Origin of the sequence: Pseudarthrobacter phenanthrenivorans Sphe3, from assembly GCF_000189535.1 — a bacterium.
GTDB classification, from domain to species: Bacteria; Actinomycetota; Actinomycetes; order Actinomycetales; family Micrococcaceae; genus Arthrobacter; species Arthrobacter phenanthrenivorans.
Map to the genome: position 1 here is coordinate 1882804 of NC_015145.1, position 16942 is coordinate 1899745.

The window sequence follows — 16942 nt, forward strand, 5'->3', positions numbered from 1 at the left end:
CCGCTACCCGCCGTCGTCCGCTGTTTCCCGCTGGTGCCGTGCCCGCAGTCGCTGCAGGCGGCGGCGGAGCGGTGGCTCCTCCCGGAACTCAACCCGGAAAGTCACCAAGGTCATGGCCAGGTGGCGGCGGATGGACGCCCAGCTGGTCAGCGGCCGGGCCGAGATCCCGACGGAGAGGGCGGGGTCATAGATGACGCGCATTCCCGGGCGGAGGCTGTAGGAAATATCGAGGTCGTCGTGGACATCGGCATTGTTCCGCACGACGCTGCCGCGGATCTCCTGCCACACCGGCCGCCGAAGTGCGAAGTTCGAACCGAAAACCGGCGGGTGGCCCAGGAGAAACCCGAAGAGCCTGAAGTACGCGGCAAGGACCAGGTGCCTCCCTGCCCAGCGCGCCCATGCACGTCCGCCATAGAACTGTGCGGGCCCGGTGATGAGGGACTGGGGGCCGGCAGCCGCCAGGGCAGCCTCCAGGCGTTCCAGCCAGTCGGCGGGCGGCCTGGAGTCGGTATCGAGCCGGGCGATGATATCTCCGGTGGCCGCATCGAAACCGGCAGCCGCAGTGGCAGGAATGCCCGGCACGTCCACCAGTATGCGCCGTACGCCCGCTGCGCTGCACACGGCTTCCGTGTTATCCGAGCTGGCGTTGTCCACCACGATGATCTCGTCCGCCGGCCTGCTCTGACGCGACAGCAGCAGCAGGCATGCCTGCAGCATTTCGGCGTCATTCCGGGTGGGGATCACAACCGAGACAGTCCCTCCAGCACCTGCCCGTTCTGTGCCCACTGCTGACTCCTCCGCACCCTTTGGCCCTATTCTGGTGGCAGTGGTCCCCGAGAGGAAGGGCCTGCTGTGGCTACCCGGAAAAACCAACAGCCGCGCGCTGGCAGCCAGGCGCCTGCTGACCTGATCCCGTGGCTGCTGGAGGGAGATCCTGCCATCCGCTGGCAGGTGCTGCAGGACCTGCAGGGGGCGGGGGAGGAGCAGGTCCTCGCTGAGCGCCGCCGCGTGGCAACCGAAGGGTGGGGCGCCAAGCTGCTGGGCGAACAGGACGACGGCGGGACCTGGGCCCAGGGGCTGTATTTGCCCAAATGGACGTCCACCACCTACACCCTCCTCCTTCTTCACCGGTTGGGCCTTCCAGAGGGTAATGCCCAGGCGGTGCGCGGTTGCCAATGCCTCTGGGAGGGTGCCACGTATTACGACGGCGGACCAAGCCTGTGGCACGGACCTCCGGACACGTGTGTTGCGGGAATGCTTGTCCTCCTGGCTTCCTGCTTCCGTTACGGGGAGCCGCGGCTCGAAGCGGCAGTGTCCTGGCTCCTGAGCGAACAGCTTCCCGACGGCGGGTGGAATTGCCAGGCCAGGCGGACAGGATCCCGCCACGGTTCCTTCCACACGAGTATCAGCGTCCTTGAGGCACTCCAGGCGTACCGGCAGTCCGGCGGACACGCCGGCGTGCAGGAAGCGACGGCAAGGGGGCAGGATTTCTTCCTTTCCCACCACCTCTACAGGTCACACCGCTCCGGCGAAGTTGTCCACGAAAGCTTCCTCCGCTTCCCGTTTCCTCCGCACTGGCACTTCGACCTTCTCCGGGGGCTGGAGTATTTCCGGGCGGCGGGGACAGTGCCGGACGCCCGGCTGGAAGATGCTGTGGAACGCGTCCGCACAGCCCAAAGACCGGACGGCACCTGGAAAAGGTATCCGCCCTACCCGGGCAGGCAGTGGTTTCCCCTCGAACCGCCGGGCGCAAGCCGAATGACTACACTGCGGTGCCTCCGGGTGCTGCGCTGGTGGGACCGCCGCGGCGCCTACACCAGCGGCCAGGGGTAGCGCATCCCCGTCCGGTCAACCGGCAGCGTCCCTTCCCGGAGCAGGCGCTGCACCCGCCGCTGCAGCGCCGCAACCTCGCCGTCGTCGAGCAGTTCTGCCACATCGGCAGGCACGGAACCGGCGAGCGCGCTGATGTCCCCGAGCAGGGGCTCCGGGATGGCTTCGCCGGCGAACTCCCAGATGACGGTGCGGAGCTTGAAGATTGCCGAGAAGCACAGGCCGTGGTCGATGCCCCAGATGCGTCCGTCGTGTCCCCGCAGTACATGGCCGCTTTTGCGGTCGGTGTTGTTGGCCACGACGTCGAAGAGGGCGAGCTGCGACAGTACGGCATGCGTTTCAGGTGCTTCTGCATGCAAGGTGAAGTAGTGCTCGCGGAAGTCGCACTCCACGAACCACTGCAGGGAGCCGATTCCCAGCGGTGCATCCGCGCGGATGACCGTGGGCGGCACCAGGTCCCAGGCGAGGTGGCGGCTGAGGAGGTAGGCAGCGCGCTCCCGCCGGTACAGGCCGGGATCGAAATCCGACAGGGGCCGTTCGCCCGATTCCGGCTTGTACACGGCGTAGGCCGAGTGGTCCCCGGAGGCGACCCGGACCAGGAAGGTGGCGTTGCTGCTGCGCGGGATCCGCGCAAGGAGTTCGACGCGGCCTTCGGTCAGCAGGGTCAGCTCAGGCGTGGACACCGGCCCGGCCTTGCTGCGGGAGGGGCGGGGCGGGCGCAGTTCCTGCGGTGCTGGGGCGGGTCATGGCGTCCGCAGTCCTGCCAGGCTGCCGGACGTGGAGTTCACCGTCAGCACGGCGGGCGCCTGCCCGTCCGCATAGGAGATGGCGGAGACGGACGCGGGGCTGATGACGATCCTCTGGAACAGGTCCAGGTGCGTCCCCAGTGCGTGGGCCACGGCAGCCTTGATGGGGTCGGCGTGGGAGAAGCACACGACGACGGCCCCCGGGTGGGCGGCCCGGAGTTCGTCGAGTGCGTCCACCATGCGTGCCTGCATTTGCGTGAAGCTTTCCCCGCCGGGAAAGCGGAACGACGACGGCGTGTGCTGGACTGTGCGCCACTGCGGCAGCCCGGACAGGTCGGCGAGCGCGGCGCCGGTCCACTCGCCAAAGTCGCATTCGAGCAGCCCGGGGTCCTCTTTCACGCCAATCCCGGTCCGGGCGGCTACAGGCGCGGCGGTTTCGAGGGCCCGCTCAAGCGGGGAGGAATAGACGGCATCCACCGCCAGGCCCGCGAGGCGTTCTGCTACTTCACGGGCCTGAGACTGGCCCTGTTCGGACAGGTGAAGTCCCGCGGCCCGGCCGGGCAGCACCTTTCCAGTGGTTGGCGTCTGGCCGTGCCGCACCAGGAGGAGGAGTGTTTGGGCAGGCACAGCCTGGGGAGCGGGGGACGTTGCGTTAGTCATCACCACCCAGCGTATGTCGAGATGGGCGGCTTGTGGGCAGGTGCAAGGCTTTCAGTGGCCGCGGACTTCGGTCCCTGCCTCCCGACCGGACCCAAGCGGACTAGACTCTGGTTCGGACCGCGGAAGCGGTCCCTGCGCGAGGAACGTACACAAAGGAGCGGCGATGGCCGGCGGCAGCCGCGAACCTGGCCGGACGGTGACATCAAAGGTGCTTGCGATCCTGGAGGCGTTTGAGGGCTCCCGCGGGGCAATGAGCCTCACGGACATCGCAGACCGGTCCGGCCTGCCGGTGAGCACCGCCCACCGCCTGGTCAATGAACTCACGGACTGGGGGCTCCTTTCGCGCGAACCCAACGGCCGCTACCAGTTGGGCATCCGGTTGTGGGAACTCGCCCAAAACACGGGACGCCAACTGCGTGACGCTGCCCACCCCTACATCCAGGACCTGTTCTCGCTCACGGGGGAGACGGCGCACCTGGCCATTCGGGAGGGCCACGAGGTTCTCTACATCGACAGGGTCTACGGGTCCAAGCGCGTGCCGCGGGCGTCCCGGGTGGGTGGCCGCCTTCCCATGCATGCCACCGCTGTGGGAAAGGTCATCCTCGCATTTGAGGACGACTGGGTCCGGGATGCCTGCCTTAACCGGGACCTCGAAAGGCCAACCGCCCATACACACGTTGACCCGCGCCGGTTTCCTGAGGAGCTGCACCAGATCCGGGAGCAGGGTTACGCCGTCACCATGGAGGAGGTACGGCTCGGATCCTGTTCAATCGCCGTACCCGTTTTCCACACCGGAAGGATAGGAGCCGGCTTGGGCCTGGTGCTGCCCACATCGCAGGCTTCAACCATGACCAGGCACCTTCCTGTCCTGAAAGGCATCTCGGCCCAAATCGAGCGGGCAACCGCGCGCATCCCGCTGGAAACCCTCATCGGCGTGCACCGGGCAGCAAAGGAGTAATCTCCCCACTGCCCCGCCTGCGCTCCAACCTTGCGGTCCCACTTCACCTGCGCAGTATTGGTTTCCGTCCAGTGGAAGCAGAAGCTGTCCCCTGACAGTGAGGTGGACCACACTAAAGGTTAAGAACCTTCGGGGGCCGCACAGGCGCCCGGACGGCGTCAATCTTCAAGGAGTTCCCCATGTCACCGTCGACAGAAACGGCCGGCCGCTGCCCCTTCGGCTACGGCGCCGAAGCCCCTGCCGGGCACCACGGCTATGAGCCGTTCCAGATGAAGGATCCGTTCCCCGCCTACGCCGAACTCCGGGCCGAGCAGCCGGTGATGTTCGATGAGCGCGTTGGCCTGTACGTCGTGTCCCGATACGACGACATCAAAGCCGTATTCGAGGACTGGGAGACTTTCTCCAGCGAAAACGCCCAGGCCCCCGTCCGCGAACGCGGTCCTGCCGCGAAGAAAATCATGGTGGACGGCGGCTTCACGGCCTACTCGGGACTGTCCGCGCGCCGTCCGCCGGAGCACACCCGCATCCGCGCCGTGGTGCAGAAGGCCTTCACGCCCCGCCGCTACAAGGCGCTGGAACCGTTCATCCGGCAGAACGTCGTGGCCCTGATCGAAAAAATGCTCGCCCGTCCGGAACGCCGCGGCGATCTTGTCAAGGACCTCGCCTACGACGTCCCCACCATCACCATCCTCACCCTGATCGGCGCGGACGTTTCCCAGGTGGACCAGTTCAAGCGCTGGAGCGATTCCCGGGCAGCCATGACCTGGGGCGACCTCAGCGACGAGGACCAGATCCCGCACGCCCACAATCTCGTGGAGTACTGGCAGGAATGCCTGCGCCTGGTCCGGGTGGCCCATGAGCAGGGCGGCGACAACCTCACCGCAGACCTGGTCAAGGCACAGCAGGACGGCGCTGAAATCTCCGATCACGAGATCGCATCGGTCCTCTACAGCCTGCTGTTCGCCGGCCACGAGACCACCACCACCCTGATCGCCAACGCCCTGCGCGAGCTCCTGGTCCGCCCCGGGCAGTGGCAGCAGCTGGTCGAGGATCCCAAGAAGATCCCCGCCGCCATCGATGAGGTCCTCCGCTACGCCGGCTCGATCGTCGGGTGGCGCCGCAAGGCCCTCAAGGACACCGAAGTAGGTGGCGTCCCCATCAGGGAGGGCTCCCAGCTGCTCCTCCTGATGGGCTCCGCAAACCGTGATGAAAGCAAGTTCGAAGCCGGCGAGGACTTCGATATCTCACGGCCCAACGCCCGCGAGCACCTCTCCTTCGGGTTCGGCATCCACTACTGCCTGGGCAACATGCTCGCCAAGCTTCAGGCCAAGATCGCGCTCGAGGAAGTGGCCCGGCTGGCCCCCAAACTGCAGCTGGAGGACCCGGAGGACATTGCCTTTCGCGAAAACCTCTCCTTCCGCGTCCCCGAGACCGTTCCTGTCACCTGGAAGGCCTGACCACCATGCAGAGCAACGAATACATCCAGTTCTTCGACGGCGGCATCGAACCGAAGCTTGAATACCTCGGCGGCAAGGGCGCCTCCCTGGTCACCATGACCTCCGCCGGCATGCCCGTGCCTCCGGGCTTCGTGGTGACGACCGCCCAGTTCGACACGTTCATGGAAGAAGCCGGCATCACGCGGAACATCCACCAGCTCCTTGCCGGCCTGGACGTGGAGGACATGGGCCAGGTGGAGCAGGTCTCCGCCGCCATCCGCGAGGACATCTGCTCCCGGCCGGTTCCCAACGCGATGCGCAGCCTCACCATCGGCGCCTACGAGTCCCTGATGGCCCGCTTCGACGCGCCCGTCCCAGTGGCCGTCCGCTCCAGCGCCACCGCCGAGGACCTCCCCGACGCCTCGTTCGCAGGCCAGCAGGACACCTACCTGTGGCTGGACGGCGTCAAGGCTGTCACCGACCACATCCGGCAGTGCTGGGCCTCTCTCTATACGTCCCGCGCCATCATCTACCGCCTGAAGAACAACATCCCCAACGAGGGTCTGTCCATGGCCGTTGTGGTCCAGAAAATGGTGAACTCACGGGTTTCCGGCGTGGCCATCACCATGGACCCCACCAACGGCGACCGCTCGAAAATCACCATCGACTCTTCCTATGGGGTGGGTGAGATGGTGGTCTCCGGCCAGGTCACGCCGGACAACATCGTCCTGGACAAGGTGACCCTCGCCGTCGTCACCGAACATCTCGGCGACAAGCACGCCGAACTGGTCCCGGACGCCGGAGCCAAAGCGCTGGTGGAACGGGAGGTCGACGCCGAACGCCGCGGCCGCCGCAGCCTCACCGACGCCGAACTCACCGCCGTCGCGCAGATGGCTAAGCGGGCCGAGAAGCACTACAAGTGCCCCCAGGACATCGAATGGGCGCTTGATGCGGACCTTCCCGACGGCGTAAACCTGCTCCTGCTCCAGTCCCGGCCGGAAACCGTGCACTCCTCAAAGCCCGCCACCCAAACCGCCACGGTGCCCGTGGTTTCCGGCGGCTACTTCAGCGGCTTCAGCGCGGGCGCGCTCAAGCCGTCCTTCTGAATCCCGCTTTTTCCCACTCCCGCTTACCCCACCAGGCTCACCGTTGAGCCAGCAGTTGAAAGGACCGCCATGTCCCTGAAGTCCTTCCCCAAACCGTCCGAGTTGCCGGTCCCCGCCGGCGCCGAGGGCTGGGAAGAGATCTACCCCTACTACCTGGTCTTCCAGGACAAGCTCAAGGAACAGGAAGACGCAAAGTTCTGGTTCTGCGACAGCCAGCACTGGCCCACGGTGTACAAGCCGTTCGAAACCATCGGCGGCGAATTCGCGGTCAAATGCCTGGGCCAGTACAACGCCCGGCACCTGATGATCCCCAACGCCAACGGCATCGAATTCCGGGTCCACCTGGGCTACCTCTACATGTCGCCCATTCCGGTGCCCGAGGACCAGATTGCCGCACGCGTGCCCCTGTTCGAGGAGCGCGTGGGCTACTACTTCCAAAACTGGGAGCGGCTCCTTGCGGAGTGGCACGGCAAGGTCAAGGGCACCATCGATGAGATGGAAACCATTTCCTTTCCCAAGCTCCCGGACATGGTGCCCATGGAGGACATCCTCTCGGGCAAGGGCAAAGACGGCTCCGAGAAGCTGCTGGAAAGCTATGACCGGCTGATCCAGCTGGCCTACCAGAACTGGCAGTACCACTTCGAATTCCTGAACCTGGGCTACATCGCCTACCTGGACTTCTTCAACTTCTGCAAGCAGGTGTTCCCCAACATTCCGGACCAGTCCATCGCCACCATGGTGCAGGGCGTGGACATGGAACTCTTCCGCCCGGACGACGAGCTCAAGCAGCTCGCCAAGCTTGCCGTGGAACTGCAGCTGCAGCCCCACTTCACGAACACGGACGACGTCGATGCCACCTTGCGTGCCATTGCGGCGGCCCCCGGCGGGGACCGCTGGATGGGCCAGTACGAGGGCGCCAAGGACCCGTGGTTCAACTTCACGGTGGGCAACGGCTTCTACGGCCACGACAAGTACTGGAACGAGCACCAGGAGATTCCGCTTGGCTACATCGCCGACTACATCCGGCGGGTGGATGAGGGCCAGGAAATCATGCGCCCGGTGGAAGCACTCATTGCCGAACGCGACCGCATCATCGAGGAGTACCGGGACCTGCTTGAGGGCGAAAACCAGGCTATCTTCGATGCCAAGCGCCGCCTGGCCGGAACCGCCTACCCGTACGTGGAGAACCACAACTTCTACATCGAGCACTGGACCATGGGCGTCTTCTGGCGCAAGATCCGCGAACTCTCCCGGATGATGCACGCCGAGGGGTTCTGGACCCGGCCCGACGACCTCCTTTACCTGGGGCGCAACGAGGTCCGCGACGCCCTCTTCGACCTGGTCACCGGCTGGGGCGTCGGTGCCAAACCGATCGGCCCCGACTACTGGCCGCTGGAAATCGAACGCCGCCGCGGCATCGTGGAGGCGCTCAAGACTGCCCGGCCTGCCCCGGCCCTGAACACCCCGCCGGAATCCATAACCGAACCCTTCACCCGCATGCTCTGGGGCATCACCACCGAGCAGGTCCAGCAGTGGCTGGGCGCCGGCGAAGAGGTGGAAGGCGGCGGCCTCCGCGGCATGGCAGCCTCGCCGGGCGTCGTCGAAGGACTCGCCCGGGTAGTCACCGACGCGGACCAGCTCTCCGATGTGCAGCAGGGGGAAATCCTGGTGGCCACTGTTACCGCGCCGTCCTGGGGACCGATTTTCGGAAGGATCAAGGCCACCGTCACCGATATCGGCGGCATGATGAGCCACGCCGCCATCGTCTGCCGTGAATACGGTCTCCCGGCTGTCACCGGCACGGGCTCGGCCTCCACCACCATCAAGACCGGCCAGCTGCTGAGGGTTGACGGTACCAAGGGCACTGTCCAGATCCTCGACGCCCCGGAACCCGAACTCCTGGCTGCCGGCCCCGGAGCGCACAGCCACAGCCATGTCTGAGCAAGAGATGACTGCGCCGGAAGTGAGTGAACGGGCGGTGCCCGCGCCGGACACCACCGGAGCGGGGAAAACGGTCCTCATCACCGGTGCCGCCGGCGGGCTGGGCCGGGCGTTCGCACTCGGCTTCGCCAGCCGCGGCTACCGGGTGGCAGTCGCTGACATCAACCTCGAAGGCGCGGAGCAGACCGCAAAACTGGTTCGCGAACTCGAGGCGGAAGCGGCGGCCTTCCAGGCGGACGTGACTGACGTGGACTCCACTGAGGACCTTGCGAAAAGCTGCGCGGAGTTCGGGAACGGCAGCATCGACGTCGTGCTTAACAACGCCGCCGTGTACGCGGGGGTGACCCGCAGCCGCTTCGAGGACATTGACCCGGCCGAATGGGACCTGGTGATGAACGTCAACCTCAAGGGCCCCTGGCTGGTGACGCGGGCGGCGAGCCCGTACCTGCCCGACGGCGGGCGGGTCATCAACCTCTCCAGCGCCACCATCTACAGCGGCTCTGAGCAGTGGCTCCACTACGTCGCCTCCAAGGGCGGCGTGGTGGCCATGACCCGAGTTATGGCAAAGGAACTGGGCCGGCGGGGGATTACGGTCAACGCGATCGCCCCAGGATTCACCCTCACCGAAGCGAGCTACGGCCTGATGGACAACGCCGAAAACTACGGCGTGGACCGCGGAGCGATCAAGCGGGCCAGCCAGCCGGAGGACATTGTTGGTGCTGCTCTCTTCCTCGCCGGTCCGGACAGCTCGTACTACACCGGTCAGACCATGGTGGTGGACGGCGGCAGGCAGTTCATCTGACCGCCCTTCACCCCTTCAACTTTCAAACCAAGGAGAACCACATGCCAACGGTTCATTTCACCGACGCTGAAGGCGCCGTTCGCGATGTCCAGGGAAGCCCCGGCGATTCGGTCATGGAAACCGCCGTCCGCAACGGGGTACCGGGCATCGTCGCCGAGTGCGGCGGGTCGCTGTCCTGCGCCACCTGCCACGTCTTCGTCCGGGAGGACTGCCTCTCCCAGCTTCCGCCCATGGAAGACATGGAGGACGAGATGCTTTACGGGACGGCGGTGGACCGGGAGGACAACTCCCGGCTGTCCTGCCAACTCCGCCTGACGGATGAGATCGAACTGTTCGTCACCACCCCGGAAACCCAGGTGTAGGGATGGGCACGGACACAGTGGAGCAACCGGCAACGGTGGTGGCGTCCCATGCGTATACGCCTACCCGCACCGGGCTCCTGATAATCGGCGCCAGCCAGTCCGGCGTGCAGCTTGCGGTATCGCTTCGGGCGTTGGGTTTCGACGAACACATCACCCTGCTGGGAGACGAGGACCACCGGCCCTACCAGCGCCCGGCCCTGTCCAAGGAGTTCCTGCAGGGCACCGTCGAAAGCGAATCCCTGATTTTCCGCTCCAACGAGTACTGGGACGAACACAACGTAGCCCTGGTCAAAGGGGAACACATCGCCCGGATCGACAAGGAGGCGGACGGGTCCGGGGTGGCCTATGCGTCCTCCGGCCGCGAGTTCCCGTTCAAACGGTTGGCGCTGACCGTTGGTGCCCGCGCCCGGAAGCTGGAGATCGACGGCGGCGGCCTTGACGGCGTGCTGTACCTCCGCAACGCGGATGACGCCCTGGCCCTCAAGGCCCGCGTGGGCGACGCCACGGATGTGGTGGTCATCGGGGGCGGGTTCATCGGACTGGAAGCCGCCTCCAGCCTGCAGAAGATGGGAAAGAATGTCACTGTCCTGGAGTTCGGGACGCGCCTGGTGGGCCGGGCTGTGGGGGAGGAGACCGCGGACTACTTCCTGCAGGCGCACCGCTCCCGCGGGCTTGATATCCGGCTCAACACCAGTGCGGCCCGCTTTGTGGCAGGCGACGACGGTACCTCCGTTGCCGCCGTCGAACTCCAGAACGGTGAAGTGCTGCCCGCCCAGATCGTGCTGGTGGGCATCGGCGTCATCCCCAACACCCAGCTGGCCGAACAGCTGGGGCTCGCGGTGGACAACGGCATTATGGTGGACCGCTTCGCTTTGGCCTCGGACGGCACCACCGTGGCCATCGGGGACTGCGCCAACATGCCCAACCCCGTCCCCGGCTCCGAACCGGGGGAACGGATCCGGCTCGAAAGCGTCAACAACGCCATCGAACATGCCAAGGTGGCGGCCTACTCACTTACCGGACGGCGGGAGGAATACGCCGGCATCCCGTGGTTCTGGTCCAACCAGGCGGACCTCAAACTGCAGATCGCCGGGCTATGCAACGGCTACGACCAGACCGTGGTCCGGAACGACGTGGAACGCGGGAAGTTCACCGTCCTCTACTACCGCCAGGGGCAAATCATTGCCGCGGACTGCGTCAACGCCCCACTGGACTTCATGGCCGTCAAGAACGCCCTCGCCAAGGGCCGGAACATTCCTGCCAACGCCGCGGCGGACACCGCCACGCAACTCAAGACCATCACCACGGACAGCTAACTGCTTCGTCAGCAGGTTGGCGAACCCGAAGGAGCCCCATGACACCCTCCCAGACCCCGGCAGCTTCCGCAGCAGCCCCGGCCGTTGACGACAAGGATGACGGCGGCACGCACCCCGCCGCCCACGCCTTCGCCGTCGCGTACCCCGTCCGTCCGGTCCCGGCCACCGGCCCGGTAGACACAGCGCCCATCGCTACGACGCCGGCGGTGCTCGTGGAACTTGATGCGCTCTGGCAGGCCGTGGTGCACGAAACCCGTACCCGGGGCAATGACATCCACCTGCCCATCTCGCTGGCCTTTGCCGAGCGGCTGTGCCGGGCCTACCCCGACGCGGATGCCGAACTGGTCCGGGTGGCCACCCTCCTGCACGACACCGGCTGGGCGCATGTGGACGAAAGCCGCATCATTTCCGAGGGCTTCGCCGGGGACTGGCGCAAGGCCGCGATCCGGTACGAGCATGAAAAGCAGGGCTGCGACGTGGCACGCCGAGTGCTCCCCGGGCTGGGATATTCCGCGGAATTCATTGAGCGGGTGTGCCTCATCATTGACGGCCACGACACGCGTCCCGTTGCCCATTCACTGGAGGACGCGCTGATGCGGGACGCGGACCGGCTGTGGCGTTTCGACCAGGCCGGAATTGCCTTGGCATCCTCATGGTTCGGCATGGACCCGGCCACCTACACCGACAGGCTGGCCGCCGAAATCCTGCCGGAACTCATCACCCAGGCAGCCCTGGACATGGCCACGGCGGATCTTGACCGCTCCACTGCCCTGCTCAAGACGGGGGTGATCCGATGACCTCCGCCCCCCACGACACCCGACCCGCGGCCACGCGTCCGGAGTTTTCCCTCCCACACACCCATGTGGACACCATCTTCGTTGACGGTGAATGGGTTCGCGTCAAAGGCACCGGCCGTAACCCGGTCACGGACCCGGCTACGGGCGAAGTCTGGGGATCTGTTCCGGACGGCACCGCGGAGGACGTGGACGCCGCCGTCGGCTCAGCGCAGCGGGCCTTCCAGGGCGAGTGGCCGCGGCTGACGCCCTCCGAACGCGCAGCGTATCTCCTGCGGATCGCCGAGGAGGTGGAGAAACGGGCCACGGAGCTGTCCCTGACGAACACCAGGGAAAACGGCTCACCCGTCGCCGAATCCTCTGGCGCCGCGGCAAACGCAGCCGGGATCTTCCGCTACTTCGCCGGCCTTGCCGGCTACTTGGAAAAGGAAGACGTCCGGCCCTTTCCCAACGGCGGGGGCGAATCGGTGGTCCGCCGGGACCCGGTGGGCATCTGCGCGCTGATCGCCCCATGGAACTTTCCCATCAACCTGGTGGTGATCAAGCTGGCCCCGGCACTGCTGGCAGGCTGCACGGTGGTGGTCAAACCCGCATCACCCACGCCGCTGTCCTTCCGGGTGGTAATCGACGCCATAGCCGCCGCCGGAGTCCCTGCAGGGGTGGTCAACCTGGTCACGGGGTCCGGCCGGCTCGGCGACATGCTGGTCAAGCATCCCGGCGTGGACAAGGTGGCGTTCACCGGATCCACGCCGGTTGGCCGGAAAATCGCGGCCGCGTGCGGTGAACTGCTCCGGCCCGTGACGCTGGAACTCGGCGGAAAATCCAGCGCGATCGTCCTGCCGGATGCCGACCTCGAGGCCATGTCCAAGGTGTTGATCCGCTCATCAATGCGGAACACCGGCCAGACCTGCTACATTTCCACCCGCATCCTGGCCCCCGCCAGCCGCTATGACGAAGTGGTGGAGATGGTGACGGCCACTATTGCCGCCGGCAAACAGGGAGACCCCTTGGACCCCGACACCGTATTCGGCCCCTGCGCCACGGAATCCCAGTACCGGACAGTGCTGGACTACGTCGAGTCCGCCCTGGCCGAAGGCGCCCGCGCCACCACCGGCGGCAAGGCGGCGTCCCTGGGAGCACCCATGGACAAGGGCTACTTCGTGGAACCCACGGTCTTTGCCGACGTCACCCCGGCTATGCGCGTCTCCCGCGAGGAAATCTTCGGACCGGTCATCACCATCCTCAAGTACAACGACGCCGGCGGCAGCATCGAGGAGGCCGTAGCGCTGGCGAACAACACTGAATTCGGCCTCGGCGGGCTGGTCTTCGGACGGGACGCGGAAGCAGCGTTCGCCGTCGCCGACCGGATGGACACCGGATCCGTGGGCGTCAACTTCTTCGCGTCCAACCACGCGGCGCCTTTCGGCGGACGGCATGATTCAGGACTTGGGACCGAGTACGGGATTGAAGGACTGAACGCCTATGTGAGTTATAAATCCATCCACCGACGGGCATAGCAGGGCCAAAAGGGGGGGAAGAATTTGCTCGATTCGCCCGGGCCATGGGGCTACCGTGGAGGGGTGACTGATCGTCCCGAAATCTTCACAGTTGGTGAACTCCGTGCCGCAGGCCATGTCCTCAAGGATCTGCGCCGGGAAATCCGCGACAACCTGCTGGCAGCGCTCGCCGCCGGCCGCGATCCCTGGCCCGGGATGTACGGGTTCAGCCGGACCGTCCTTCCCCAGCTCGAACGCGCACTCATCGCGGGCCATGACGTGGTCCTGCTGGGGGAACGCGGGCAGGGCAAGACGCGCCTCCTCCGCACGCTGGCCGGGCTGCTCGATGAGTGGTCCCCGGTCATCGAGGGCTCCGAGCTGAACGAACACCCGTTCGAGCCGATAACCGACCATTCCCGTGCCCGTGTCCTGACCGAGGGTGACCGGCTGCGGGTAGCGTGGCGCCACCGCTCGGAGCGGTACGTGGAAAAGCTGGCGACGCCGGATACCTCCGTCGCCGACCTCATCGGCGACGTTGATCCGATGCGCGTGGCCGAAGGCCGGCGCCTGGGCGACCCCGAAACCATCCATTACGGCCTGGTGCCCCGCTCCAACCGGGGCATCATCGCCATCAATGAACTGCCCGACCTGGCGGAACGGATCCAGGTGTCCATGCTCAACGTGATGGAGGAACGGGACATCCAGATCCGGGGCTACGTGCTTCGGCTGCCGCTGGACGTGCTGGTGGTGGCATCGGCCAACCCGGAGGACTACACCAACCGCGGCCGGATCATCACGCCCCTGAAGGACCGCTTTGGCGCCGAGATCCGCACCCACTACCCCATCGAACTCGAGGACGAGGTATCCGTCATCCGGCAGGAGGGGCAGCTGGTGGCCGATGTCCCGCCGGTCATTCTGGAGATCCTTGCGCGCTATACCCGCGCGCTGCGGCAATCACCGGCCATCAACCAGACCTCCGGAGTGTCTGCGCGGTTCGCCATTGCAGGCGCCGAAACTGTGGCGGCGGCGGCGCTGCGCCGGGCGAGCGTCCGCGGGGAGGGCCAGGCTGTGGCCAGGATCGTAGATCTCGGTACAGCGGTGGACGTCCTCACCGGCAAGATCGAATTCGAATCGGGCGAGGAAGGCCGCGAACAGGCGGTGCTCGACCACCTCCTGCGCACGGCCACGGCCGAGGCGGTGCGCGCGCACTACCAGGGACTGGACCTGGGCCCGCTGGTGGCTGCGCTCGACGGCCACACCACGGTGACCACGGGGGAGCACGTCACCGCCCGGGAGTTCCTCGCCAACCTGCCGTCCCTCAACGGCTCGGGCCTGTATGACGAGATCGGCAGCCGCCTGGGTGCCCGGAACGAGGGGCAGCGCGCAGCCGCCATAGAACTCGCCCTCGAGGGCCTCTACCTCGCCCGGCGGATCTCAAAGGAGTCCGACGACGAAGAGACGGTCTACGGCTAGGGGCACCATGAACTTCCACAACCACTCCGCAAGGTACGGCCGGTACACCGGCGGTCCCGATCCGCTGGCACCGCCGGTGGATCTGGCGGAAGCGCTGGACGCCGTAGCCGAGGACGTGATGGCCGGGTACTCGCCCCGCCACGCGCTGCAGGAGTTCCTGAGGCGCGGGGGCCGCAGCCGGGAGGGCCTGGACGATCTTGCCCGGCGCGTCCAGGAGCGGCGGAGCGGGCTGCTGGGCCGGCACAGGCTGGACGGAACCCTGGACGAGGTCAGGAAACTCCTGGACACAGCGGTGCTGGAGGAACGCAAGCAGCTGGCCAGGGACGCCATGATGGACAACACGGACCGCGCCTTCCGGGAGATGCAGCTGCAAAACCTGCCCCGGTCCACCGCAGCAGCGATCAACGAACTGGCCCAATATGACTGGCAGTCGGGCACTGCGCGGGAGGCTTACGAACAGATCAAGGACCTGCTGGGCCGGGAGGCCCTCGACCAGCGGTTTGCAGGCATGAAACAGGCGCTGGAAAGCGCCACGGACGAGGACCGGGCGGCCGTCAGTGCCATGCTCCGGGACCTGAATGAACTCCTGGCCAAGCACCGCAACGGTGAGGATACCGACGAAGACTTCCAGGAATTCATGGCGCGGCACGGCCAGTTCTTTCCGGAGAATCCGCAATCGGTGGAGGAGCTGGTTGACGCGCTCGCCAAGCGTGCGGCTGCCGCCCAGCGGCTCATGCAGTCCATGTCCCCCGAGCAGCGGGAAGAGCTGATGCGGTTGTCCGCCCAGGCGTTCGGTTCGCCGGAACTGATGGCCCAGCTCGACCAGCTGGATGACAGCCTGCGCGCCCTGCGCCCGGGTGAGGACTGGAGCGGAGCGGAGCGGTTTGAGGGACAGGAAGGCCTGGGCCTCGGGGACGGCACGGGCGTGCTCCAGGACATCGCCGAACTGGATGAGCTGGCCGACCAGCTCTCGCAGTCGTACAACGGATCGACTCTGGGCGACCTGGACCTGGATGCGCTGGCCCGCCAGCTCGGACAGAACGCCGCGGTCACGGCCCGGACGCTGGCGGAAATTGAGCGGGCCATGCAGGACGGCGGCTACCTGCGGCGCGGCACTGACGGCGACCTCCGGCTGTCACCCCAGGCCATGCGGCGCCTTGGCAGGTCCCTGCTGCGGGATACCGCCAAGCAGCTCTCCGGACGGCAGGGGCGCCGGGACACCCGCGTGGCCGGCGCCGCCGGGGAACACACCGGGTCCAGCCGCCCGTGGGAGTTCGGCGATGCGGAACCCTGGGACGTGACCCGTACGCTGACCAACGCGATCAGCCGCACGGCAGCCGACGGCGGGACAACACGCAGCGGACTGCGGCTCACGCCCGCCGACATCGAAGTGAGCGAGACAGAGGCGCGGACCCAGGCCGCCGTCGTCCTGCTCGTGGATGTCTCCTTCTCGATGGCTGCCGAGGGGCGGTGGGTGCCGATGAAGCGCACTGCGCTGGCCCTGCACCACCTCGTCTCCACCCGCTTCCGCGGCGACAGGCTGGAACTGATCACCTTCGGCCGCTATGCGCGGACCATGGACATCGGCGAGCTCACTGCGCTGCCGCCCCGCCGGGAACAGGGCACCAACCTGCACCACGGCCTGCTGCTGGCCGGCCGCTTCTTCCGCCGGCACCCCTCCATGCAGCCTGTCCTGCTGGTGGTGACGGACGGCGAACCTACCGCCCACCTGCTGGCAGAGGGAGAATCATGGTTCTGCTGGCCGCCCGACCCGGAAACCATCCGGACCACAGTGGCCGAACTGGACCGGCTGGGGCGGGCCGGTGCCCAGACCACGTTCTTCAGGCTGGGCGACGATCCAAGCCTGGAGGGATTCGTCCGGAAAATCGCACGCCGCGTGGACGGCAGGGTGGTGGCACCCGAGGCCGGGGAGCTGGGCGCCGCCGTCGTGGGGGAGTACCTGCGGGCCCACTTCCGGGGCCGGGCGTTTAACGACGCCGACTGGGCCTCCTAGGATCGGAG

Annotated in this window: 15 protein-coding genes; 12 read left to right on the forward strand and 3 right to left on the reverse strand. The window is 66.6% G+C overall.

Annotated features, from left to right (window positions below; translation table 11 throughout):
• Positions 1-3: 3 nt before the first annotated feature.
• Positions 4-786, reverse strand: coding sequence for a glycosyltransferase family 2 protein (locus ASPHE3_RS08640; RefSeq protein ID WP_041652037.1), 783 nt, complete (start codon positions 784-786; stop codon positions 4-6).
• A 66-nt stretch (positions 787-852) separates the two neighbouring features.
• Between ASPHE3_RS08640 and ASPHE3_RS08645 the strand changes: the two genes are divergently transcribed.
• Positions 853-1833 (forward strand): prenyltransferase/squalene oxidase repeat-containing protein, encoded by a 981-nt coding sequence (locus ASPHE3_RS08645; protein WP_013600839.1) that lies wholly within the window; start codon positions 853-855, stop codon positions 1831-1833.
• On the opposite strand, the gene ASPHE3_RS08650 is transcribed toward ASPHE3_RS08645, so the two are convergent.
• On the reverse strand, positions 1812-2513 hold the full coding sequence (locus ASPHE3_RS08650; RefSeq protein WP_013600840.1) for an SCO1664 family protein: 702 nt from the start codon (positions 2511-2513) through the stop codon (positions 1812-1814). The genes ASPHE3_RS08645 and ASPHE3_RS08650 overlap by 22 nt on opposite strands.
• 60 nt (positions 2514-2573) lie before the next feature.
• Positions 2574-3236 carry an MSMEG_4193 family putative phosphomutase gene (locus ASPHE3_RS08655; protein ID WP_013600841.1) on the reverse strand — a complete coding sequence of 221 codons (663 nt, stop codon included), beginning with the start codon at positions 3234-3236 and terminating at the stop codon, positions 2574-2576.
• 163 nt (positions 3237-3399) lie between these two features.
• Here ASPHE3_RS08655 and ASPHE3_RS08660 point away from each other — a divergent pair, with 163 nt between their 5' ends.
• The 11 genes from ASPHE3_RS08660 (at position 3400) to ASPHE3_RS08710 (ending at position 16934) form a co-directional block, all read left to right on the forward strand.
• On the forward strand, positions 3400-4194 hold the full coding sequence (locus ASPHE3_RS08660; RefSeq protein ID WP_013600842.1) for an IclR family transcriptional regulator: 795 nt from the start codon (positions 3400-3402) through the stop codon (positions 4192-4194).
• Positions 4195-4373: 179 nt separating this feature from the next.
• Positions 4374-5651, forward strand: coding sequence for a cytochrome P450 (locus ASPHE3_RS08665; protein WP_013600843.1), 1278 nt, complete (start codon positions 4374-4376; stop codon positions 5649-5651).
• A gap of 5 nt (positions 5652-5656) precedes the next feature.
• Entirely contained in the window at positions 5657-6736 is a 1080-nt protein-coding gene (locus ASPHE3_RS08670) for a PEP/pyruvate-binding domain-containing protein (protein ID WP_013600844.1), read from the forward strand.
• A 69-nt stretch (positions 6737-6805) separates the two neighbouring features.
• The gene (locus tag ASPHE3_RS08675) at positions 6806-8677 is read left to right on the forward strand and encodes a PEP-utilizing enzyme (RefSeq protein WP_013600845.1); all 1872 of its coding nucleotides are present in this window, start codon (positions 6806-6808) and stop codon (positions 8675-8677) included.
• Positions 8670-9479, forward strand: a complete 810-nt coding sequence (locus ASPHE3_RS08680; RefSeq protein WP_254363020.1) for an SDR family NAD(P)-dependent oxidoreductase — start codon at positions 8670-8672, stop codon at positions 9477-9479. Before ASPHE3_RS08675 ends, ASPHE3_RS08680 begins: the two co-directional genes overlap by 8 nt.
• Before the next feature lie 41 nt (positions 9480-9520).
• Positions 9521-9841 carry a 2Fe-2S iron-sulfur cluster-binding protein gene (locus tag ASPHE3_RS08685; protein WP_013600847.1) on the forward strand — a complete coding sequence of 107 codons (321 nt, stop codon included), beginning with the start codon at positions 9521-9523 and terminating at the stop codon, positions 9839-9841.
• A 2-nt stretch (positions 9842-9843) separates the two neighbouring features.
• On the forward strand, positions 9844-11157 hold the full coding sequence (locus ASPHE3_RS08690; RefSeq protein WP_013600848.1) for an NAD(P)/FAD-dependent oxidoreductase: 1314 nt from the start codon (positions 9844-9846) through the stop codon (positions 11155-11157).
• 38 nt (positions 11158-11195) lie between these two features.
• Complete coding sequence (locus ASPHE3_RS08695) at positions 11196-11954, forward strand: HD domain-containing protein (protein ID WP_013600849.1); 759 nt, start codon at positions 11196-11198, stop codon at positions 11952-11954.
• A complete protein-coding gene (locus ASPHE3_RS08700) occupies positions 11951-13468 on the forward strand; it encodes an aldehyde dehydrogenase family protein (RefSeq protein ID WP_013600850.1) in 1518 nt (505 codons plus the stop codon). The genes ASPHE3_RS08695 and ASPHE3_RS08700 overlap by 4 nt, the downstream gene beginning before the upstream one ends.
• Positions 13469-13531: 63 nt before the next feature.
• Positions 13532-14920 (forward strand): sigma 54-interacting transcriptional regulator, encoded by a 1389-nt coding sequence (locus ASPHE3_RS08705; RefSeq protein WP_013600851.1) that lies wholly within the window; start codon positions 13532-13534, stop codon positions 14918-14920.
• 7 nt (positions 14921-14927) lie between these two features.
• On the forward strand, positions 14928-16934 hold the full coding sequence (locus ASPHE3_RS08710; protein ID WP_013600852.1) for a vWA domain-containing protein: 2007 nt from the start codon (positions 14928-14930) through the stop codon (positions 16932-16934).
• Positions 16935-16942 lie beyond the last annotated feature (8 nt).

What these genes read in the sequence shown, in the direction of transcription:
- ASPHE3_RS08655 (WP_013600841.1), bottom strand. Translation starts at nt 3,236, where the DNA reads ATGACTAACGCAACGTCCCCCGCTCCCCAGGCTGTGCCTGCCCAAACA.
- ASPHE3_RS08665 (WP_013600843.1), top strand. Translation starts at nt 4,374, where the DNA reads ATGTCACCGTCGACAGAAACGGCCGGCCGCTGCCCCTTCGGCTACGGC.
- ASPHE3_RS08700 (WP_013600850.1), top strand. Translation starts at nt 11,951, where the DNA reads ATGACCTCCGCCCCCCACGACACCCGACCCGCGGCCACGCGTCCGGAG.
- ASPHE3_RS08660 (WP_013600842.1), top strand. Translation starts at nt 3,400, where the DNA reads ATGGCCGGCGGCAGCCGCGAACCTGGCCGGACGGTGACATCAAAGGTG.
- ASPHE3_RS08670 (WP_013600844.1), top strand. Translation starts at nt 5,657, where the DNA reads ATGCAGAGCAACGAATACATCCAGTTCTTCGACGGCGGCATCGAACCG.
- ASPHE3_RS08685 (WP_013600847.1), top strand. Translation starts at nt 9,521, where the DNA reads ATGCCAACGGTTCATTTCACCGACGCTGAAGGCGCCGTTCGCGATGTC.
- ASPHE3_RS08680 (WP_254363020.1), top strand. Translation starts at nt 8,670, where the DNA reads ATGTCTGAGCAAGAGATGACTGCGCCGGAAGTGAGTGAACGGGCGGTG.
- ASPHE3_RS08695 (WP_013600849.1), top strand. Translation starts at nt 11,196, where the DNA reads ATGACACCCTCCCAGACCCCGGCAGCTTCCGCAGCAGCCCCGGCCGTT.
- ASPHE3_RS08675 (WP_013600845.1), top strand. Translation starts at nt 6,806, where the DNA reads ATGTCCCTGAAGTCCTTCCCCAAACCGTCCGAGTTGCCGGTCCCCGCC.
- ASPHE3_RS08690 (WP_013600848.1), top strand. Translation starts at nt 9,844, where the DNA reads ATGGGCACGGACACAGTGGAGCAACCGGCAACGGTGGTGGCGTCCCAT.
- ASPHE3_RS08710 (WP_013600852.1), top strand. Translation starts at nt 14,928, where the DNA reads ATGAACTTCCACAACCACTCCGCAAGGTACGGCCGGTACACCGGCGGT.